This is a genomic window from Micromonospora sp. NPDC051006, assembly GCF_044456245.1.
Taxonomy (GTDB): Bacteria; Actinomycetota; Actinomycetes; order Mycobacteriales; family Micromonosporaceae; genus Micromonospora.
This window is the reverse complement of record NZ_JBITFP010000001.1, coordinates 57,342-77,635: the sequence shown is the minus strand read 5'-3', so window position 1 is coordinate 77,635 and position 20,294 is coordinate 57,342. Positions and strand designations below refer to the sequence as shown.

At 73.2% G+C, this 20,294-nt stretch carries 16 protein-coding genes; 7 read left to right on the top strand and 9 right to left on the bottom strand.

Annotated features, from left to right (window positions below; translation table 11 throughout):
• Positions 1–196: 196 nt before the first annotated feature.
• A complete protein-coding gene (locus ACIBBA_RS00340) occupies positions 197–1,006 on the bottom strand; it encodes an MBL fold metallo-hydrolase (protein WP_396692406.1) in 810 nt (269 codons plus the stop codon).
• A gap of 136 nt (positions 1,007–1,142) precedes the next feature.
• Here ACIBBA_RS00340 and ACIBBA_RS00335 point away from each other — a divergent pair, with 136 nt between their 5' ends.
• Positions 1,143–2,360: an NADP-dependent isocitrate dehydrogenase gene (locus tag ACIBBA_RS00335; RefSeq protein ID WP_396692404.1), complete on the top strand. Its 1,218-nt coding sequence runs from the start codon at positions 1,143–1,145 to the stop codon at positions 2,358–2,360.
• A 276-nt stretch (positions 2,361–2,636) separates the two neighbouring features.
• On the opposite strand, the gene galT is transcribed toward ACIBBA_RS00335, so the two are convergent.
• From galT to ACIBBA_RS00315, 4 genes are all read right to left on the bottom strand, one after another.
• The gene (galT, locus tag ACIBBA_RS00330) at positions 2,637–3,713 is read right to left on the bottom strand and encodes a galactose-1-phosphate uridylyltransferase (protein ID WP_396692401.1); all 1,077 of its coding nucleotides are present in this window, start codon (positions 3,711–3,713) and stop codon (positions 2,637–2,639) included.
• On the bottom strand, positions 3,710–4,528 hold the full coding sequence (locus ACIBBA_RS00325) for a DeoR/GlpR family DNA-binding transcription regulator (protein WP_396692399.1): 819 nt from the start codon (positions 4,526–4,528) through the stop codon (positions 3,710–3,712). The genes galT and ACIBBA_RS00325 overlap by 4 nt, the downstream gene beginning before the upstream one ends.
• A 113-nt stretch (positions 4,529–4,641) precedes the next feature.
• Positions 4,642–6,171: an adenylyl-sulfate kinase gene (gene cysC / locus ACIBBA_RS00320; RefSeq protein WP_396692397.1), complete on the bottom strand. Its 1,530-nt coding sequence runs from the start codon at positions 6,169–6,171 to the stop codon at positions 4,642–4,644.
• Positions 6,172–6,269: 98 nt separating this feature from the next.
• Entirely contained in the window at positions 6,270–6,830 is a 561-nt protein-coding gene (locus ACIBBA_RS00315; protein WP_396692395.1) for a DM13 domain-containing protein, read from the bottom strand.
• A 180-nt stretch (positions 6,831–7,010) separates the two neighbouring features.
• Here ACIBBA_RS00315 and ACIBBA_RS00310 point away from each other — a divergent pair, with 180 nt between their 5' ends.
• The 6 genes from ACIBBA_RS00310 to ACIBBA_RS00285 all read left to right on the top strand — a co-directional run bounded on the left by ACIBBA_RS00310 (position 7,011) and on the right by ACIBBA_RS00285 (position 12,147).
• Positions 7,011–7,925 (top strand): ABC transporter ATP-binding protein, encoded by a 915-nt coding sequence (locus tag ACIBBA_RS00310; RefSeq protein WP_396692393.1) that lies wholly within the window; start codon positions 7,011–7,013, stop codon positions 7,923–7,925.
• On the top strand, positions 7,918–8,808 hold the full coding sequence (locus tag ACIBBA_RS00305) for an ABC transporter permease (protein WP_350871463.1): 891 nt from the start codon (positions 7,918–7,920) through the stop codon (positions 8,806–8,808). The genes ACIBBA_RS00310 and ACIBBA_RS00305 overlap by 8 nt, the downstream gene beginning before the upstream one ends.
• Positions 8,805–9,779 (top strand): ABC transporter ATP-binding protein, encoded by a 975-nt coding sequence (locus ACIBBA_RS00300; protein ID WP_350871465.1) that lies wholly within the window; start codon positions 8,805–8,807, stop codon positions 9,777–9,779. The genes ACIBBA_RS00305 and ACIBBA_RS00300 overlap by 4 nt, the downstream gene beginning before the upstream one ends.
• 3 nt (positions 9,780–9,782) lie before the next feature.
• Positions 9,783–10,493, top strand: coding sequence for an ABC transporter permease (locus ACIBBA_RS00295; protein ID WP_357051135.1), 711 nt, complete (start codon positions 9,783–9,785; stop codon positions 10,491–10,493).
• 302 nt (positions 10,494–10,795) lie between these two features.
• The gene (locus ACIBBA_RS00290; protein WP_396692390.1) at positions 10,796–11,443 is read left to right on the top strand and encodes a hypothetical protein; all 648 of its coding nucleotides are present in this window, start codon (positions 10,796–10,798) and stop codon (positions 11,441–11,443) included.
• A gap of 56 nt (positions 11,444–11,499) precedes the next feature.
• Positions 11,500–12,147 (top strand): hypothetical protein, encoded by a 648-nt coding sequence (locus ACIBBA_RS00285; RefSeq protein WP_396692388.1) that lies wholly within the window; start codon positions 11,500–11,502, stop codon positions 12,145–12,147.
• Positions 12,148–12,162: 15 nt separating this feature from the next.
• Here ACIBBA_RS00285 and valS read toward each other — a convergent pair whose 3' ends face one another.
• The 4 genes from valS to ACIBBA_RS00265 all read right to left on the bottom strand — a co-directional run bounded on the left by valS (position 12,163) and on the right by ACIBBA_RS00265 (position 20,280).
• A complete protein-coding gene (gene valS / locus ACIBBA_RS00280) occupies positions 12,163–14,727 on the bottom strand; it encodes a valine--tRNA ligase (RefSeq protein ID WP_396692386.1) in 2,565 nt (854 codons plus the stop codon).
• Between the two features lie 75 nt (positions 14,728–14,802).
• Entirely contained in the window at positions 14,803–16,362 is a 1,560-nt protein-coding gene (locus tag ACIBBA_RS00275; protein WP_396692384.1) for a trypsin-like serine protease, read from the bottom strand.
• Positions 16,363–16,483: 121 nt separating this feature from the next.
• Positions 16,484–18,310, bottom strand: a complete 1,827-nt coding sequence (locus ACIBBA_RS00270; protein ID WP_396693378.1) for an ABC transporter ATP-binding protein — start codon at positions 18,308–18,310, stop codon at positions 16,484–16,486.
• Positions 18,311–18,429: 119 nt separating this feature from the next.
• The gene (locus ACIBBA_RS00265) at positions 18,430–20,280 is read right to left on the bottom strand and encodes an ABC transporter ATP-binding protein (RefSeq protein WP_396692382.1); all 1,851 of its coding nucleotides are present in this window, start codon (positions 20,278–20,280) and stop codon (positions 18,430–18,432) included.
• Positions 20,281–20,294: the final 14 nt, after the last annotated feature.

The window sequence follows — 20,294 nt, the reverse complement described above, 5'->3', positions numbered from 1 at the left end:
CGCCCCCCCCCCCCCCCCCCCCACCCCCCCCCACACCACCCCCCCCACCACCCCCCCCCCCCCCCCCCCCCGCCCCCCCCCCCCCCCCCCCCCCCCCCTTCCCCTTTCCTATCCCCGCCCCCGCCCCGCCCCGTTGATCAAGAGGTTTGCGTCACCGGGAACGCGATTCCTGACGCGAACCTCTTGATCACCGCGGTCAGAGGGGGGTGAAGGGGGTGGCCAGGTGGGGGGTGGCCAGGAGGGTGGGGGTGGGGGTGGTGGTCAGGGTGCCCAGGAGGGTCGTACGGGACTTCCGGGCCGTCGTGGGGTCCTCCTCGTGGGCGTACGCCAGGTCGGGGTCGACCAGTTGCACGGCGTGCACCAGCAGGTCGCCGGTGAACAGCAGGCGCTCGTCGGCCGCGTCCAGCAGCACGGACTGGTGGCCGGGAGTGTGCCCCGGAGTGGGCAGCAGTCGTACCGCCGGGGTGAGGGCCGTCTCGCCGTCGACCACCCGGAGCTGGCCGGCGGCGCGCAACGGCGCGACCAGGCCGGCCGGCAGCCCCGGGTTGAGGCTCTCCGCCGCGTCCAGCTCGGCGCGCTGCAGCAGGTAGCTCGCGTTGGGGAAGTACGGCCGCCCGGGTGTGCCGGTCACCGCCCAGCCGATGTGGTCGCTGTGCAGGTGGGTCAGCACGACCGTGTCGACGTCGGCCGGGTCGATGCCGGCGGCGGCCAGCTCGGCGGGTAGCCGGCCGGGCACCGGCGCCCAGCTCGCGGCGGGCGCGTCGGCCGGGCCGATGCCGGCGTCGACCAGGGTGACCGGCCCGTCGCCGGCGCGGATCGCGAAGCTGCGGAACCGCAGCCACCACTGCCCGTCGTCGGTCACCGAGCCGGGGTCGCGCCGGTCGGCCTCCCGCCAGTGCGCTGCGGTGGCGTGCGGAAACGCCGCCGCCCGGGGCTGGAAGAAGGCACCCTCCCCGTCGGTCAGCGCGGTCACCGTGATAGACCCGAGGGTGCGGCTCAGTGGCATCGGGCGAGGATGCCAGGGAACTACTGCGCCGTGCAGCCCCGTTTCGCGGCCGACCGAGGCCGGCTGGGGGCTGCCGGCGAGTTTCCAGTACGCTCGTACTGCTTGAGCACGTGTCCCCCGAGAGGAGCGCCGGCCGATGGCGAAGATCAAGGTAAACAACCCGGTCGTGGAGCTCGACGGCGACGAGATGACCCGGATCATCTGGAAGCAGATCCGGGAGCAGCTGATCCTGCCCTACCTCGACGTCGACCTGCACTACTACGACCTGTCGATCCAGCACCGCGACGAGACCGACGACCAGGTCACCATTGACGCCGCCAACGCCATCAAGGAGCACGGCGTCGGCGTGAAGTGCGCCACCATCACCCCGGACGAAGCCCGGGTCGAGGAGTTCGGCCTGAAGAAGATGTGGCGGTCGCCGAACGGCACCATCCGCAACATCCTCGGCGGCGTCGTCTTCCGTGAGCCGATCATCATGTCCAACGTGCCGCGGCTGGTCCCCGGCTGGACCAAGCCGATCATCATCGGCCGGCACGCGCACGGTGACCAGTACAAGGCCACCGACTTCGTCGTGCCCGGCCCCGGCAAGGTGACCGTCACCTACACCCCGGCCGACGGCTCCGCGCCGATGGAGATGGAGGTCGCCAACTTCTCCGGCGGCGGCATCGCCATGGGCATGTACAACTTCGACGAGTCGATCCGGGACTTCGCCCGGGCCTCGTTCCGGTACGGCCTGGACCGCAACTACCCGGTCTACCTGTCCACCAAGAACACCATCCTCAAGGCCTACGACGGCCGGTTCAAGGACATCTTCGCCGAGGTGTTCGAGAACGAGTTCAAGGCCGAGTTCGAGGCCGCCGGCATCACCTACGAGCACCGGCTGATCGACGACATGGTCGCCGCCGCGCTCAAGTGGGAGGGTGGCTACGTCTGGGCCTGCAAGAACTACGACGGTGACGTCCAGTCCGACACCGTCGCGCAGGGCTTCGGCTCGCTGGGTCTGATGACCTCCGTCCTGCTCTCCCCGGACGGCCGCACCGTCGAGGCCGAGGCCGCGCACGGCACGGTCACCCGGCACTACCGGCAGTGGCAGAAGGGCGAGAAGACCTCGACCAACCCGATCGCGTCGATCTACGCCTGGACCCGGGGCCTGGCCCACCGGGGCAAGCTGGACGGCACCCCGGCGGTCACCGAGTTCGCCAACACCCTGGAGCAGGTCATCGTCGACACCGTCGAGGGCGGCCAGATGACCAAGGACCTCGCGCTGCTCATCTCGCGGGACGCCCCGTGGCTGACCACCGACGAGTTCATGAACGCGCTCGACGAGAACCTGGCGCGCAAGCTCGCCGCCTGATCCTCGCCAGCAACCGCACGGAGCCCGCCGGCACCTGCCGGCGGGCTCCGTCGTCTGCGGAAACTTTCGTCACCTCAACCGGCGCGCCTCGTTGACCAGGGTGGACGAGATGCCAGTCGCGTCCAGGAAGGTTGACCGCGGTCGCCTCGCGGCACGAGTGCCGATCAGCCAGCCTTCCCGGCTGTCGAGCACAGCCAGCCGTCCCTTCCCTGCGGGGGGCCCTGTCCCGGGCCCCCCGCGCCCTGTCCGCCACCCTTCCGGCCGGGCCGGAAGGGATCAGGCGGCGCGGAGCAGTTCGGCGGCGCGCTCCGGGGCGATGTCGTTGATGAAGACGCCCATCCCCGACTCCGAGCCGGCCAGGTACTTCAGCTTGTCCTTCGCCCGCCGGATGCTGAACAGCTGCAGGTGCAGGTGGCCCAGCTCGCGGTCGATCCGCACCGGCGCCTGGTGCCAGGCCGCGATGTACGGCATGGGCATGTCGAAGAGGCCGTCGAAGCGGCGCAGCAGGTCCAGGTAGAGCGGCCCGAAGGCGTCCCGCTCGGCGTCGTCCAGCGCCGGGATGTCCGGCACCGGCCGGTGCGGGGCGACGTGCACCTCGAACGGCCAGCGGGCCGCCGCCGGCACGTACGCCGTCCAGTGCTCGTTGCTCGCCACCACCCGGTCGCCGGCGGCCCGCTCGGCGGCGAGCACGTCGGCGTAGAGGTTCCCGCCGCCGGTGCGCTCGGCGTGCCGGCGTGCGGCGGCGAGTAGCGCCCGGGTCCGGGGCGTGACGAAGGGGTACGCGTAGATCTGGCCGTGCGGGTGGTGCAGGGTCACCCCGATCTCGACCCCGCGGTTCTCGAAGCAGAACACCTGCTCCACGCCGGGCAGCTCGCCCAGCGCCACGGTCCGGTCGGCGAGCGCGTCGACCACGGTGCGCACCCGGCGGGGGGAGAGGCTGGCGAACGAGGCGTTGTGGTCGGAGGTGAAGCAGACCACCTCGCAGCGGCCGAGCCCCGGGCGCAGCGGGGTGAACGGGGTGATCTGCCCGGGCTCGTCGGCCACCCGGCCGCTCAGCGACGGGAAGCGGTTCTCGAAGACCACCACGTCGTAGTCGGGCGCCGGGATCTCGGTGAGCCGGTCGCCCTCCGACGGGTCGAGCGGGCACTGGTCGGCCGGGGGCAGGAAGATGCGGGTCTGCCGGTGTACGGCGACCGCGACCCACTCGTCGGTCAGCGGGTCGTAGCGCAGCTGCGACGCGGGTGGCGGGGGTGGCAGGTCACGCCGGTCCGGCTGGTCGCGGACGGCGTCGTCCCGCTCGTCGAAGTAGATCAGTTCCCGGCCGTCGGCCAGCTCGATCGCGGTGCGCTTCACTCCGCCGCCCCTCCACTCGTCGGCGTGCCCGTCGACCGGCCCGCCCCCGTCACCATCACCAGTTCGCCCACCCGGTCGCCGAGTACCCGCCGCGCATCCGGCGCCAACTGGTCGTCGGTGACCAGGACGTGCGCGGCGGAGAGTTCGACGATCGAGGAGATGCCGACCGTGCCCCACTTGGTGTGGTCGGCGAGCACCACCAGTCGGTCCGCCGCCGCCACCAGCGCCCGGTCGGTCTCCGCCTCCATCAGGTTCGGGGTGGTGAACCCCGCCCGCTCGGTGATCCCGTGCACGCCGAGGAAGAGCAGGTCCAGGTGCAGCGACCGGATCGCGCCGACGGCCAGCGGCCCGACCAGCGCGTCGGACGGCGTCCGCACCCCGCCGGTGAGCACAACCGTCTGGTCCGGCCGGCCCGCGGCGTGCAGGATCTCCGCCACCGGAAGCGAGTTGGTCACCACGGTGAGCCCGGGCACGTCCACCAGGCGGCGAGCCAGCTCGGCGGTGGTGGTGCCGGCCGAGAGCGCGATGGCCGCGCCCGGCCGGACCAGCTGCGCCGCCCGGTCGGCGATCGCCGCCTTCTCGGCCGGCTGCTGGACGGACTTCGCCGAGAATCCCGGCTCGTCGGTCGAGCCGGGGCCGGCGACGGTCGCCCCACCGTGCACCTTGGCGAGCAGGCCGCGCTCGTGCAGCGTCTCCAGGTCGCGCCGGATGGTCATGTCCGAGACGCCGAACTCGGCGGCCAGCTCGGTGACCCGTACCCCGCCGGTCGTCCGGACCCGTTCCAGGATGGCCGCCTGCCGCTGTTGCGCCAGCATCCACCATACCTCCGGGCCGTCCACGCACTCTCACGCGGTCAAACGTGTTCCAACAAGAATGAACACTAGCGCGTGCCCGGAAGCGGCGAAAGGAACGGGGGTGGTCGCCGGGATCAGGCGGACTGGAGCTTGGGCTCGACCCAGCCGGTCTCGGTGAGGTGGTGCAGCACCGCCTGGACCGCCTGGTCGATGCTCAGCTCGCTGGTGTCCAGCACCAGGTCGGCGTCGGTCGGCTCCTCGTAGGGGTCGTCGACGCCGGTCATCCCGGTGATCAGGCCGGCGCGCGCCCGCGCGTAGAGCCCCTTGCGGTCGCGCCGCTCACAGACCTCCAGCGGAGTGGCGACGTGTATCAGCTGGAAGCCCGCCCCGGCGGCGAGCGCCATCTCCCGGGCGGCCGCCCGGGCCGCCGCGTACGGGGCGATCGGGCAGCAGATCGCCACCCCGCGGTGCCGGGCGATCTCGGCCGCCACCCAGCCGATCCGGCGCACGTTCAGATCCCGGTCGGCCTTGCCGAACCCGAGCCCGGCGGAGAGCTCCCGGCGGACCACGTCCCCGTCGAGCAGGGTGATCGTCCGGTCGCCGCTCTCCCGTAGCGCGTCGGACAGCCCCCGGGCGATGGTCGACTTGCCCGAGCCGGAGAGCCCGGTCATGAAGACCACCAGCCCGCGGTGCCGGCGCGGCGGCCGGGCCTTCGCCAGCTCCTTGGCCACCGCCGGCGGGGTGTGCCACTCGGGCAGCGGGAAGCCCCGGTCCAGCAGATCGTTGATCTCGGCCTGGGTCAGCGCCAGTCGTCGGTTACGCGGCGGGATGTCCTCCCGCCAGCGCCACTGCCCGTCCCGGTTGTCGTACGCCAGCTCACGCGGCACCAGCACCCGCAGCCCGGCGCCGGAGAGCATCTCGCCGGTCGACAGCAGATGGGTGACGCCGTACGCGGCCGACACCCGGGCCCGCAACAGCGCGTCGCTGATCTCGTCGGGGCGGCGGGAGAGCGGCACGGCGACCAGGGTGGCAGGTGGCATCCGGTCCCGGGCGGCGAAGACGGCGCGTACCAGCGCCTCCGGCGGTAGCCCGGCGGAGCCCTCCTCGCCGATCGGAATCAGGATCAGCAGGTGCGCGCCGAGGGTGCGGACGGCGTGCGCGATCTGGGCGAGCTGCGGGCGGTGCAGCGGCCGGTCGGCGATCACCCCGAGCACCCGGCCCGGGGGCAGCAGCGCGCGCACCTCCTCCGGGCTGCGGCGCAGCCGCTGGAACGGCCCGTGCGCGCCGTCGCCGAGCCGGCGTACCACCCCGCCGACGCCGGCCACCCCGTCCCGGACCAGCCAGGTGTCGGCCACGTCCAGCGCGGCCATCGGAGCGCCCTCGCCGTCGGTGAGCACCAGCGCGCGGCGCTCCGGGTCGCGCGGATCGAACGACTGGGCGAGCGCGGCCGGCACCTGGAGGGTCACCGGCACCTGCCACGGGTTGCCGTCGGCGAGCCGGCCGCGGCGGCTGACCGAGACCAGGTCGGCCCGGGTCATGAAGCCGGTCAGCGGGGTGTACGCCCCGGTCAGCAGCAGCTCCAGGTCGGCCAGCTCCCCGGGGCGCGGCGTGTACGCCGGCGCGTCCCGGAGCACCTCGTCGGGCAGCACCCACCCGTTGCTCATCGCACCCCCTACTCGCCGGCCGGCACACAGTTTCGCAGCCGACCGGCGATCGGTCGAGGGCGCCACTCCACGATCGGAGCGGGGCGGCCGCCGTCGGCTCAGGCCGGCGGGTCCAGCGCAGCCGCGCCGAACGAGACGGCGAACCGCTTGCACCAGATGGAGACGCTGGTCAACCCGGTCAGGTCCACGCCGGCCGGGATCTCGTAACCCTGATCGCCCCGGTTGCCCTTGAGCCGGCCCAGCTCGACCCAGCGGCCGTCGTCGAAGACCCGCCAACCCGCCGTGCCGCCGCGTACCGGCTGGTCGGTGAGCCACACCCGGAGGTCCGGGCCGTTCGAGGTGGACAGACCGACGAGCTCCAACCGGTGCCGGCCGGCCGCGTCCCGGACGATCCGGGCGGTGCCGGCGGTGTCGTGCTCGTGGGTGACGAACGTGCCGGCGTGGACGACCGTCGGCGCGGCGGGCGTGCTCGGGGTGCCGGCGGTACTCGCGGCCGGCGTGGTCGGCGCGCCGGTGGAGACCACGCTCAGCGCCTCGTCGACCTCGGCGTCGGTGACCAGCTTCCAGGGCTGGAACCACCAGAGACCGAGGGTGGCCCCGACGAGGAGCACGGCGAGCGTGACCCAGGTCAGCGGGGCGCGCAGCAGGCGAGTGGACATGGGCACAGTCTGTCGCCGCCGGCCCGGACACGGCGTTACGAAAGCCTTACCGCTGGTGGCGCCGGCCCGCCGGGACCCGGCGACGGGGCGACGCATTAGGGGTCGACCGCCCCCAGGATCGGGGGAGGACCAGGGGCGCGCCGGGCACCGGGACCGGCAGCGGCTGCCTAGGCTGGCGGCGTGACACTCATCGCGACCGAGTCGCTGACCAAGACGTACGGGGGAGGGGTCACCGCGCTGGCCGACCTCACCGTCGCGGTCGAGCCGGGGATCATCGGGCTGGTCGGTGCGAACGGCGCCGGCAAGTCGACGTTGATCAAGATCCTGCTCGGCCTGCTCGCACCGACCAGCGGCCGGGTGCAGGTGCTGGGCCTGGACCCGACCGCAGACTCGGCCGCGGTCCGCGCCCGGGTCGGCTACATGCCCGAGCACGACGCGCTCCCGCCCGACCTCACCGCCTCCGAGCTGGTCACCCACCTCGGGCGGATCAGCGGGCTGCCGCGCACCGTCGCCCGTGAGCGGGCCTCCGAGGCGCTGCGGCACGTCGGGCTCTACGAGGAGCGCTACCGCCCGGTCGGCGGCTACTCCACCGGCATGAAGCAGCGGGTGAAGCTCGCCCAGGCGCTGGTGCACGACCCCGACCTGCTGCTGCTCGACGAGCCGACCAACGGCCTCGACCCGGCCGGCCGGGACGCCATGCTGGCCCTGGTGCACCGGATCGGCACGGAGTTCGGCATCTCGGTGCTGGTCTGCTCGCACCTGCTCGGCGAGGTGGAGCGGATCTGCGACACGCTCGTCGCCATCGACGGCGGGCGGCTGCTGCGCGCCGACCACATCTCCGCGATGACCTCGGCCACCGATGTGCTCGCCGTCGAGGTCAGCGAGGGCACCGAGGAGCTGGCCGGCCGGCTCGCCGCGCTGCACCTGCCGGTGCGCCGGGACGGGCGGCTGCTGCTCGTCGAGCTCGCCGACGACGGCACCTACGACCTGATCCTCGGCGCGGTCGCCGAGCTGGACCTGCCGCTGCACCGGCTGGACCAGCGCCGGCACCGGGTGGCCGAACTCTTCGCCACGAGGGAGCCCAGCAATGTCTGAGCCGACCGGCGTCATCCACGACATCGGCTACCAGCGCTACACCGGCCCGCGGCTGGGCCGCCGGCACGTCTTCGGCGCGCTCTACCTGCACGGCCTGCGGACGGCGTTCGGCCTCGGCCGCAGCGCCAAGGCCAAGATCTTCCCGTGGCTGGTGGTCGGCATCGTCACCCTGGTCGCCGCCGGTGTCACCGCGGTGCGCAGCCAGATCGGCGAGGTGGTGATGACCTACGCCCAGTTCGCCGACGCGATGAGCTGGCTGGTCATCTTCTTCGTCGCGGTGGTCGCCCCCGAACTGGTCTCCCGGGACCTGCGCAGCGGGGTGCTGCCGCTCTACTTCTCCCGACCGCTGCCGCGCACCGACTATCCGCTGGCCAAGCTGCTGGCCCTGGTGACCGCGCTCTGGCTGCTGCTCGGCGGGCCGCAGCTGGTGATGTTCCTCGGGGCCGCGTTCACCACCGACGACGGCATGAGCGGGGTCTGGAACGAGCTGCTCGACCTGCTGCCGGGCCTGCTCTACGCCGGCCTCTGGGCCGCGGTCTTCGCCTCGGTCGGGCTGCTGGTCGCCTCGCTCACCGGCAAGCGGGCGTTCGCCGCCGGTGGAATCGTCGCGGTCTTCCTGATGACCACACCGATCGTCGGCACTCTGTCGATCATGCCGTCCCGGACGCTCAACGAGCTGGCCGGTCTCGCCTCGCCGTCCACGCTGGTGCAGGGGGTCGGCATCTGGTCCCTCGGTGATCTGCTGATCACCGGGGAGAACGCCCCGGACACCAGCTCCATGATCGGCGGTTTCGGCCCGGTCTACGCGATCGTCGCCGTGCTGCTCATCGCACTCTGCGTCACCCTGCTGCTGGCCCGGTACCGGAAGGTGGCCTCCCGATGAGCGCGATCAGCGCCGGCACTGCCCGGCCCACGGCGGTCGGCGAGCCGCCCGCACCGACCACGAGCACCTTGGAGCTGACGGGGGTCTCCCGCTGGTACGGCAACGTGGTCGCGGTCAACGACGTCAGCATGCGTCTCGGCCCCGGGGTCACCGGCCTGCTCGGGCCCAACGGCGCGGGCAAGACCACCCTGCTGCACATGATGGCCGGCTTCCTCACCCCGTCCCGCGGGGCGGTCACCCTGGACGGCGAACCGACCTGGCGCAACCCGGGCGTCTATCGCCGGCTGGGGCTGGTCAGCGAGCGCGAGGCGGTGCACACCTTCCTCAGTGCGTACGAGTTCGTGCTGGCCAGCGCCAAGCTGCACCGGCTGCCGGATCCTCAGGAGGCGGCCCGCCGGGCGATCGCGCTGGTCGAGCTGGAGGACGCGCAGGACCGGCGGATCGGCACCTACTCCAAGGGCATGCGGCAGCGCACCCGGGTGGCCGCGGCGCTGGTGCACGACCCGCAGGTGCTGCTGCTCGACGAGCCGTTCAACGGAATGGACCCGCGCCAGCGGCTGCACATGATGGAGCTGCTGCACCGCCTCGGTGACGCCGGCCGGACGATCCTGTTCAGCTCGCACATCCTCGAGGAGGTCGAGCAGGTCTCCGGCACCGTCCAGGTGATGGTCGCCGGCCGGCTCGCCGCGTCCGGTGACTTCCGGACCATCCGCCGGCTGATGACCAACCGACCGCACGTCTTCGCGGTGCACTCCACCGACGACCGGGCGCTGGCCGTCGCGCTGATGGCCGAGCCGTCGGTGACCGGGGTGGAGCTGGGGCGCACGGGGCTGACCGTGCGGGCCGGCGACTACGGCGCCTTCACCCGGGCGCTGCCGAAGATCGCCCTGGCGAAGGGCATCCGGGTCCGGCAGCTGCTGCCCGAGGACGAGTCCCTGGAGAGCGTCTTCTCCTACCTGGTGGAGGCCTGAGACATGTCGACCGTTTCCTGGATCACCGCGCGAGGCCTCTTCGGTCGTCGCCGGTTCCTGCTGCTCTTCCCGCTGCCGGTGGTGCTGGTGCTGCTCGCCGTGCTCTCCCGTTCGCTCGGCGTGGACCCGGGTGAGTGGGGCCCGCCGGTGCTGGTCGGCCTCGGGCTGGCCGTGGTGCTGCCGGTGGTCGCGCTGATCGTCGGCACCGGCGTGCTCGGGGCCGAGATCGACGACGGCACGGTGGTGCACATCCTCACCAAGCCGCTGCCGCGCTGGCAGATCGTGCTGCCCAAGCTGGCGGTGGCGACCGGCGTCACCGCGGCCACCGTCGCCGTGCCGCTCTACGTCGCTGGTGTGCTGGCCCATTCGGTGAGCCTCGGCCTGGCGCTCGCCGCCGCCGGGTGCCTCGGCGCGCTGGCCTACTCGGCGCTCTTCCTGGCGCTCAGCCTGCTCACCCGGCGGCCGGTGCTGCTCGGCCTGGTCTACGTGCTGATCTGGGAGGGTCTGCTCGGCAACTTCGTCAGCGGCACCAAGGTGCTCTCCATCCAGCAGTACGTGATCGCGCTCGCCGACCGGCTGGCCCCGACCGGGCTGCTGGAGACCAGCGTCTCGGTGCCGGTGGCGGCGGTGATGACCGGGCTGGTGAGCGTCGGTTTCACCGTGCTCGCGATCGACCGGCTGCGGTCGTTCAGCGTGGCCGGCGAGACGAGCTGAACCGGCCGGGACCGGACCGCTGACGGCCGGGCGCAGGGCGCCCGGCCCGACCGGCCGCTCGGCGGCGACACCCCGATGAGCGTCATGCCTCAGCGTCCAAATGATGACGCTGAGGCATGACTGTCGGTAAGACTCTTTCAGTGGACTTGTCAGCTTGGCCGCACGGCCGGTCGGCCCGACATGGTGCCTGCCACCACGTCCCCCTGGCGGGGGACGCGGGTGGCTCGGTGGAGGGATTCGCTCGCATCGTCCTCCGGTGATGCTGGACCACGTCAGCCGACGGAACGGTCAGAAGGAGCGACATGTTCAGGTCCAGTTTGAGCGCGATGGCGTTGACGGCGGTTGTGGCAGCGGGGGTGGCGGCGTCGCCCTCTGTCGCGCAGGCCCAGCAGTCCGAGGCGAGCAGCGTTGCAGCCGAGTGGTCGGTCGTCGCCGGGCTCGGCCATTTCGTGTACGACGAGCCCGGCACGGTCGGGCATCGGATCTGGTTCGGCGTTCAGGCGGTGACGGCCGCCGACGGATCGACGTACGGCCAGTTCCTGTACCGGCACGAACTGCCGGACGGCACGCTGGTTGGGCAGGGACGAGCCGACGTGACATGTCTGAAGGTCACCGGAAACGTCGCGGTGTTCACCGCGATCGTTCCTGAGGGCCAGGGCACGGTGCGGAACCATGGTTACTACGTGAAGATCATCGACGGTGGGAGCGGGCCGGATCAGATCGTCGACGCTCAGGCGCAGAACGGGACGGAGCGGCCACCCACCCACTGCCTCGACCCCGAGACGGACCTCCCTCCGGGATCCCCCGAGCGACCCCGGTATCCGGTTCTCGTTGGCGGATACGCCGTCCATGGCGGTGAGCAGAGCCGAGCGGGCGCCGAGGTTCCCGGCACGGCCGTAACCGAGGGGTCGGTTCGGGCTCGCGCGGGCAGCATGGTGCTTGCCGGGTGACGGATGGTAGGGCTGGCCGGATGGACCGCTCCGGCTCGGTCGGAGAGGCTGGAGCCGTGAGTGCAGAAGCGGGGCGGGTGCTGCCGCGTGAGCCCTACTCAGGCAGCACGAGGCACTGGTTGGTGAGTCTGGCGCTGGCCGGGCTGGCCGCCTCGGCGACCACGACGATCGCGCAGGGCAGCGGTGACTTCCACTGGTGGGCGGGGTTCGTGCTGATCCCCGGCGCCCTGATCGCCGCGTGCGGCGGGCCGCTGCTCGCCCGGGGCGGGGGCCGGGCGTTCGCGGGCTACGTCGTCACCTGCGTCGGCGCCCTGGTCTTCGCCACCGGTGCGCTGCTGATGTTCGGCGTGATGAACCGCGGCTGGCCAGTAATGATCATGGTGCCCTGCCTGGCCATCGCCGGCACCTACTACTGGCGGCCGGCGCACCCGTTGGCGCGCGGGCTGCACCGGGCCGTGGCGCTGCTGGCGCTGGCCGGAGCGCTGCTCGGCGCCACCTTCCAGCTGATCCAGACCGGCCTGGTCGACTTCGGCGCCACCGGCTGGTGGGGTGCCTTCCTGATGCTCGCCGGGGTGATCGTGCTCGGCAACGCGGTCGAGCTGACCCGGCACCGGATGCCGTACCGGCTCCAGGCCATCACCCTTCTGGTCGGCCCCGCCGTGGTCGCCTTCCTGCTCGGTCTCCGCTTCCTGCGGGGCTGGTGACGGCGGCCCCGGCGGTCAGAAGGCCGAGGCGATGACGAGTTCGGTGGTGCGGTCCGGGAGCAGGTCGAGCTTGCCGATCCGCCCGGCGGCCCGCAGGTCGTCCGAGATCAACATCAGCTTCTCCAGCAGCGCCGCCGGGCCGAGCGCCTCGGCCAGCGGCACCTCCGCCCGCATCGAGAGCTTCCGCTCCGACTTGGCCCGCCGCACCTGGCTGAGCGCGTCCCCGGCGAGCCGGAGCAGCTCCGGATCACCCGTTCCCTCGATCGCCCGGCCCACCTCGTGGGTGGTCGGCCACGTCGCGCGGTGCACCGAGCCGTAGCGCCACCAGGACCAGACCTCCTCGGTGACGTACGGCAGCACCGGGGCGAAGAGGCGCAGCTGCACCGAGAGGGCGGTGGCCAGCGCCGCCCGGGCCGACTGCGCCCCGGACCCGGTGCCGTACGCCCGCTCCTTCACCAGCTCAATGTAGTCGTCACAGAACCGCCAGAAGAACGACTCGGTGGCCAGCAGGGCGGCGGTGTGGTCGTACCCCTCGAAGGCGGCCGTCGCGGTGGCGACCACCGTGGAGAGTTCGGCGAGCATGGCCCGGTCGAGCGGCTCCGTCGCGACGGCCCGCAACGCGTCGGCGGCGCCCAGCCCGAGCGCGAACTTCGACGCGTTGAGCAGCTTGGTGGCGAGCCGCCGACCGATCTTGATCTGGGCCGGGTCGAAGGCCAGGTCCATCCCCGGCTTGCCGCTCGCCGCCCAGTACCGCACCGCGTCCGAGCTGTGCTGCTCCAGCAGCGCCAGCGGGGTGACCACGTTCCCCTTGGACTTGGACATCTTCTTGCGGTCCGGGTCGAGGATCCAGCCGGAGAGTTCGGTGTCCCGCCAGGGCAGCACGCCGTGCTCCAGGTGGGAGCGGACCACGGTGGCGAAGAGCCAGGTCCGGATGATGTCGTGCCCCTGCGGACGCAGGTCCATCGGGAAGACCCGGGCGAAGAGGTCCGGATCGGTCTCCCAGCCGCCGACGATCTGCGGGGTCAGTGACGAGGTGGCCCAGGTGTCGAGCACGTCCGGGTCGCCGACGAAGCCGCCGGGCTGCCCACGCTGGGATTCGTCGTAACCGGACGGCGGGTCGGTGGACGGGTCAACCGGCAGCGCGGACTCGTCGGGCGTGAGAGGCTGGGACCGGTCCGGCTCGCCAGCGTCGTCGAGCCGGTACCACACCGGCACCGGCACCCCGAAGAAGCGCTGCCGACTGACCAGCCAGTCGCCGGTCAGGCCGCTCACCCAGTGGTCGTAGCGGTGCCGCATGTGCTCCGGCACCCAGTGCAGCTCGCGCCCCCGGGCCAGCAGCTCCGCACGCAGCTGCGGATCGCGCCCGCCGTTGCGCAGATACCACTGCCGGGTGGAGACGATCTCCAGTGGCCGGTCGCCCCGCTCGTAGAACTTCACCGGGTGCGTGATCGGCCGCGGCTCGCCGATCAGGTCGCCCGCGCCGGCCAATTTGGCGACGATCTCCCGGCGGGCGCCGTTGACGGTCTGCCCGGCCAGCGCCGCGTACGGCTGCGCCGGCACCCCGGCCGGCGGCTCCGGCAGCAACCGGCCGTCCCGGCCAATCACCACGCGGGTGTCCAGCCGCAGCTCCCGCCACCAGGTCACGTCGTTCAGGTCGCCGAAGGTGCAGACCATCGCGATGCCGGTGCCCTTGGCCGGATCGGCGAGCGGGTGCGCGCGCACCGGCACCTCGACCCCGAAGAGCGGGCTGCGCACGGTCGCGCCGACCAGATCGGCGTAGCGCTCGTCGTCCGGATGGCAGACCAGCGCCACGCACGCCGGCAGCAGCTCCGGGCGGGTCGTGTCGATCAGCACCTCGCGCCCGCCCGGGCCGGTGAACCGCAGCCGGTGGTAGGCGCCCGGCCGCTCCCGGTCCTCCAACTCGGCCTGGGCCACCGCGGTGCCGAAGCCGACGTCCCACAGCGTCGGCGCCTCCGCCTGATAGGCCTCGCCGCGGAGCAGGTTGCGCAGGAACGCCCGCTGGCTGGTGGCCCGGGCCGCCCGGCCGATCGTGGTGTACGTCAGCGACCAGTCCACCGACAGCCCGAGCCGCCGCCAGAGCGCCTCGAAGACCTGCTCGTCGGCGACCGTGAGGCGCTCGCAGAGCTCGATGAAGTTGCGCCGGGAGATCGGCGTCGGGTTCTTCCGGGCGTCGTCCGAGACCGGGGTGGCCGGCGGGCGCCAGACCGGGTCGTAGGGCAGCGCCGGGTCGCAGCGCACCCCGTAGACGTTCTGCACCCGGCGCTCGGTCGGCAGGCCGTTGTCGTCCCAGCCCATCGGGTAGAACACCGCCTTGCCGCGCATCCGCTGGAACCGGGCGACGGTGTCGGTGTGCGTGTACGAGAAGACGTGCCCCATGTGCAGCTCGCCCGATACGGTCGGCGGCGGGGTGTCGATCGCGTACACGTCCGAACGCTGCTTCGAGCGGTCGAACGCGTACGTGCCCTCCTCCTGCCAGCGGCGCGCCCAGTTCTCCTCGAGCCCGTCCAGGGTCGGACGCTCGGGAACACCGGCGCGGGCCGTCCTCGCCGTATCAGTCATCCTGCGATCGTAGGCAGCCCGCAACCGCCGGACCACGGGTTACCCGCGCGCCACGACGAAATCGGGCCGGGGGTGCTACGGCGCGATCGGGCTGAGCAGCGGGCCCAGGGTGGAGAGCTGGAAGCCGAGCGTCCCGCCGGTGCGCGAGTTCACTCGGTCGAGCACGGTGGAGACCGGGGCGTACGAGTTGTGCTCGTTCGGGTTGGTGCAGGGGCCCTGGCCGGGGTCGCCGTTGGAGAGGATGCCCAGCGCCTTGCCGTCCGACTCGGTGAAGAGCGGCCCGCCGCTGTCCCCGGGGCGGGCGCAGATCCGTACGTCGATGCCGCCGCTGCCGCGGCCGGTGATCTCTCCGCACCGGGTGCCCGGGATGTAGCCCGCGCCGGCTCCCGAGTCGACGTACGTCTCGCCCGCCTTCGGCGTGTACGCCGACCCGGTCGCGCAGACGATCCAGCCGACCTGGATGGCGTTCGCCGCGACGTAACCGGTGACCGCCACGTCCCGGCTGCCCTGCTCGTCGGTGCAGCGCGGGTTGTCCGGCACGCACCAGTAGTTGACCAGGCTGACCGGGTTGGTGCCGGGCCGCCGGGGGTAGGCCCAGCGGTCCAGCGCGCCCGGCTGGTAGGGGATCACCGCGTAGTCGTAGGGGAAGGCGTTCTCGGCCAGCACCGGGCTGGTCGACTCCACGCCCACCGGCACCTTCGGCCCGAGGAACTGGTGCCAGGTCCGGTCCACCTGCTGGTGCCGGCCGCCGACCACACAGTGCCCGGCGGTCAGCACGAACGACTCGCCGGAGCGGGACCGGACGTTGAAGCCGCTGGTGCAGCCGCCGACGGTGCCGTCGTCGCGGGGCACGTCGAGGCGGATCCCGCCGCGCATCGGCGCCTTCGCGCAGTACCGCGGGTCGCAGGCCTTCGGCACCGCGGCGCCGGAGAGCCGGGCCCGCGCCCTGGCCGGCACCCCGGCCCCGCCGAGCGCCGCGGCCAAGCGGGCGTCCGCGGCGTCGACCACGTCGCCGGTGAGCACCACGACCCCGTTGGCCTGCTCGTCGACGATCACGTCGGTGCCGGCGGTCGCGTCGAGCGTGCCGGCCACTCGGGCCGCGGCCTCGGTGAGCTGCCGCAGCGAGTGACGCGCCGGCACCACCCGGACGTGGGCCGCGTCCGGCACCCCGGCGACCGCGGCGCGCAGCGGGTCGGTCCGGGTCGCCGCGATGGTGAGCACGCCACCGGCAGCCTGGTCCAGCCACATCCCGGCGTACGTGTCGGGGAACTCCTCGGCGAGCCGGGCGGCGAGCGGCGCGGACTGCTCCTGGAGGGCGAGCCGGCGGGCTGCGTCGTCCGGGCTGACCCGGTAACGGTCCCGCAGGTACGACATCGAGGCCGGGGTGTCCTTCGCGACCGCCCCCGCCGGTCGGGCGGTGACCGCCGCGCCGGTCGGGCCCGCCGACCGGGAGGCCCGCGCACCGAGGCCGGTGGTCGAGCCCGGTTCGGCCGGCGTCGCGTCCGTGCCGGCCGGCGCGGTCCCGGCGACCGGCGTGGTGCCGACCGGCGTGCCGTCCGTGTCGAGCCGCGGCGCCAACACCACCGCGGTCGCGCCCAGCAGGCAGGCGGCGGTGGCCAGTCCTGCGATGGTCATGCGTCGTCGTGCGTGCACGCCCGCACCCTCCCCCGTGAGTCCGACGCCGCGTCGACCGGGCTGTGGTCCGTCCCGGGAGCCCCCGGGACGTGAGCGGCTGTACGGTGCCGGCTGATTGTAGTCAGCGCAGCGATTGACGCCACTGCCGGTGCAGCGCGGCGTACCGGCCGTCGGCCGTCGCGAGCTGCTCCGGCGGGCCGTCCTCGACGATCCGCCCGCCGTCGAGGACCAGCACCCGATCGGCGATCTCCACCGTGGAGAGTCGGTGCGCGATCACCACCGCGGTCCGGTCCCGCAGGATGGTGCCGAGCGCCTGCTGCACCAGCCGTTCGGTGGGCACGTCGAGCGACGAGGTCGCCTCGTCGAGGATGAGCACGGTCGGGTCGGCCAGGAACGCCCGGGCGAACGCGACCAGCTGCCGCTGCCCGGCGGAGAGCCGCCCGCCGCGGCGGTGCACCTGGGTGGCGTACCCGTCGGGGAGCGCGGCGATGAAGTCGTGCGCGCCGATCGCCCGGGCGGCCTCCCGCACCGCCGCGTCGTCCGCGTCCGGACGGCCGAACCGGATGTTCTCCTCGACGGTGCCGTTGAACAGGTGGGTCTCCTGGGTCACAAGGACCACCGCCCGGCGCAGGTCGGCGTCGGCCACCGCGCGCAGGTCGACGCCGTCCAGGCTGACCGTGCCGGCGACCGGGTCGTGGAACCGGGCGACCAACTTGGCGATGGTGGACTTGCCCGCGCCGGTCGGTCCGATCAACGCGACGGTCTGCCCGGCCGGGATGGTCAGGTCCAGGTCGGCGAGGATCGGCGCGTCCGGCCGGTAACCGAAGGAGACCGCGCGGAACGCCAGCTCGCCGCGGGCGGAGAACAGCGGCGTCGGCCGGGCCGGCTCGGCCACCGCGGGCCGCTCGTCGAGCACCCCTGCCAGCTTCTCCAGGGCGGCCGTGGCGGACTGCAACGAGTTGTAGAACTGGCTCAGCTCCTGCATCGGCTCGAAGAAGCGCCGAAGGTAGAGCAGGAACGCCGCGAGCACGCCGATCTCGGTCCGCCCGCCGAGCACCCGCCAACCGCCGTAGCAGAGCACCACCGCCACCGTCACGTTGCCGATCACCTTGATCCCCGGCGAGTAGGTGGCGATCAGGCGGAACGCGTGCAGGCTGGCCCGCCGGTAGTCGTCGCTGAGCGCCACGAAGATCCGCTGGTTGCGGGGCTCGCGGCGGTACGCCTGCACCGCGCGGATGCCCCGCATCGACTCGACGAAGTGGACGATGACCAGAGCCACCGAGTCCCGGGTGCGGCGGTAGGCGCTGGCCGAGGCCCGGGCGAACCAGCGGGACAGCAGGTAGAGGAACGGGAAGGCGAGCAGGGTCACCGCGGCCAGCGGCAGGTCCAGCCAGAGCAGGATGCCGGCCACCGACAGGATCGAGAGCGCGGCCAGCACCAGGCTGTCGATACCGCCGTCGACCAGTTCGGCGATCGAGTCGAGGTCGCTGGTCAGGCGGGAGACCATCCGACCGGAGGTGTACCGCTCGTGGAAGGCCACCGGCAGGCGCAGGAAGTGCCCGTACACCCGGCGGCGGAGATCCAGCAGGACGGCCTGGCCGATCCGCGCGGAGAGGGTGAGGAAACCGCGGCGGGCCACGTACTCCACGACGGCGGCCGCCGCGAACGCCCCGGCGACGGCGGCCAGCGGCCGGTAGTCACCGGCCCGCAGCGGTCCGATACCCCGGTCGATGCCGAGCATGACCAGGTACGGCCCGGCCATCGCCGCGCCGTTCTGGGCCAGCAGCAAGGCCACCGCCGAGGTCAGCCGGCCACGGTGCGGGCGCAGCAGGTCCGCCAGGAGCGCCCGGCTGCGGACCCGTAGCCGGGCGACCGCCTCTGGGCTGCTGTCCTCGGCCCGGCTGCGATCCGCGTCCGGGTCGGTGGCCTGCCCGCGCCAGCGGGTCAGCTCCGGATGCTCGCCGCCGGCCGGGGCGACCTCCGGCCCGGGCGGCGGGCGGCGGCCGCCCCGCCACCGTGGGTGGCCGGAGTCCCGGGTCGGTCGCCGCGGGCCCGACGCCCTGGTCGTCACGACCGCACCAGCCCGCGCCCGTCCGACGGGGCCCCGGCGCCCCGGCCGGCGGTCGTCGGCCCGCCTCGCGGCGGCTCGGCGGAGAGCAGCGCGCGGTACGCCGGGACGGTGGCGAGCAGTTCGGAGTGACTGCCGACCGCGGTGATCCGTCCACCGTCGAGCAGCGCCACCCGGTCGGCCAGCGCGATGGTCGACGGCCGGTGCACCACCAGCAGCGCGGTGCTCTCCCGCAGCACCCGCTTCAGCGCCGCCTCGACCAGCGCCTCGGTCTGCACGTCGAGGGCGGAGAGCGGATCGTCGAGGACGAGCAGCGCCGGCCGGCCGAGCACCGCCCGGGCCAGCGCCAACCGCTGGCGCTGACCGCCGGAGAGGGAGAGGCCCTGCTCGCCCACCCGGGTGCCCAACCCCCACGGCAGGTCGTACGCGAAGTCGGCCTGGGCGAGCGCGAGCGCGGCCCGGACCTCCTCCTCGCCGGCCTCGGGACGGCCGAGGGTGAGGTTCTCCCGGACCGACATGGAGAAGAGGGTGGGCTCCTCGAACGCCACCCCGACCAGCCGGCGCAGCGAGTCCAGCCGCAGCTCGCGCAGGTCGTGCCCGTCCAGGGTGATCCGGCCGCCGGTCACGTCGTGCAATCGGGCCACCAGGGAGAGCAGGGTGCTCTTGCCGCAACCGGTCGCGCCGACCACGGCCAGTGTCTCGCCCTGCTCGACGGTCAGCTCGACGTCGCGCAGCACCGGCCCCGCGGTGCCCGGGTAGCGGAACGAGACCTGCTCGAAGCGGAGCTGTCCGCGTACCGCCGAGCGGGGCAGTGCGAGCGCACCGGGAGCGTCCACGATCCGCGGCGGGGTGTCCAGCACCTCCTGGATCCGGTCGGCGGCGGTCGCCGCCTCCTGCCCGTTGGCGATGATCCAGCCGAGTGACTGCACCGGCCAGATCAGCATCAGCTGGAGGGTGACGAAGGCGACCAGCTCGCCGATGGTGAGCACGCCCTGGGCGGCGGCGGACGCCCCGGCGGCCAGCACCACCCCCAGCGTCAGGTTCGGCACCAGGTCGAGCAGCGCCGAGGTGCGGGCCAGCAGCCGGCCCTTGCCGACCCCGGTGTCGTGCAGCGCGCGGGCGGCGACACCGAAGCGGGCCGCCAGTTCCGGCCCCCGGCCGTACGCCTTCATGGTGCGCAGCCCCTGCGCGGTCTCCTCGACCAGCGTGGCCACGTCGCCCTGCTGGTCCTGCATCCGCCGGGACGCGGCGTGGTAGTGCCGGGCGAAGCGGCGGCTGATCAGGAACAGCGGCACCGCGCTGACGGCCACCAGCAGGCCCAGCGCCGGATGCAGCCGGATCAGCAGCACCACCACGACCGCGTAGGTGACCAGGTTGAGCACCAGGAAGAAGAGGCCGAAGGAGAGGAAGCGGCGGATCACCGACAGGTCGCTGGTGATCCGGGAGAGCAACTGGCCGGACTGCCACCGGTCGTGGAAGCTGGCCGGCAGCCGTTGCAGGTGGGCGTAGACGTCGGCGCGCAACGCCGCCTCCATGCCGACCGCCGAGGAGGACTGCACCCAGCGGCGGATGAAGATCAGCACCGCCTCGGCCAGCCCGAGGACCAGGGCCAGGCCGCCGAGGCGGAGCAGTCCGGGCGGGTCGTGCCGGGCCACTGGGCCGTCCACGACCCGCTGCACCACCAGCGGCACGGCGATGCTCGCGGCGGTGGCGGCCAGCCCGGCGGCCAGCAGCCAGCCGAACTCGACCCGGTATGGGCGCAGGTAGCGGCGCAGCCGCCAGAGGTTGTGCACCGGGTGGGGGCCCGCGGCGACCCGGGCGGCCGGGACGCCGTCGCTCTCCGCAGGCACTACCCGACGGTAGC

Bases quoted from the DNA above. Each gene is read 5' to 3' on its own strand.
- ACIBBA_RS00290 (WP_396692390.1), top strand. From the start codon at position 10,796: ATGTTCAGGTCCAGTTTGAGCGCGATGGCGTTGACGGCGGTTGTGGCA.
- ACIBBA_RS00275 (WP_396692384.1), bottom strand. From the start codon at position 16,362: ATGACCATCGCAGGACTGGCCACCGCCGCCTGCCTGCTGGGCGCGACC.
- ACIBBA_RS00295 (WP_357051135.1), top strand. From the start codon at position 9,783: ATGTCGACCGTTTCCTGGATCACCGCGCGAGGCCTCTTCGGTCGTCGC.
- ACIBBA_RS00335 (WP_396692404.1), top strand. From the start codon at position 1,143: ATGGCGAAGATCAAGGTAAACAACCCGGTCGTGGAGCTCGACGGCGAC.
- cysC (WP_396692397.1), bottom strand. From the start codon at position 6,171: ATGAGCAACGGGTGGGTGCTGCCCGACGAGGTGCTCCGGGACGCGCCG.
- ACIBBA_RS00315 (WP_396692395.1), bottom strand. From the start codon at position 6,830: ATGTCCACTCGCCTGCTGCGCGCCCCGCTGACCTGGGTCACGCTCGCC.
- ACIBBA_RS00300 (WP_350871465.1), top strand. From the start codon at position 8,805: ATGAGCGCGATCAGCGCCGGCACTGCCCGGCCCACGGCGGTCGGCGAG.
- ACIBBA_RS00325 (WP_396692399.1), bottom strand. From the start codon at position 4,528: ATGCTGGCGCAACAGCGGCAGGCGGCCATCCTGGAACGGGTCCGGACG.
- ACIBBA_RS00305 (WP_350871463.1), top strand. From the start codon at position 7,918: ATGTCTGAGCCGACCGGCGTCATCCACGACATCGGCTACCAGCGCTAC.
- valS (WP_396692386.1), bottom strand. From the start codon at position 14,727: ATGACTGATACGGCGAGGACGGCCCGCGCCGGTGTTCCCGAGCGTCCG.
- ACIBBA_RS00340 (WP_396692406.1), bottom strand. From the start codon at position 1,006: ATGCCACTGAGCCGCACCCTCGGGTCTATCACGGTGACCGCGCTGACC.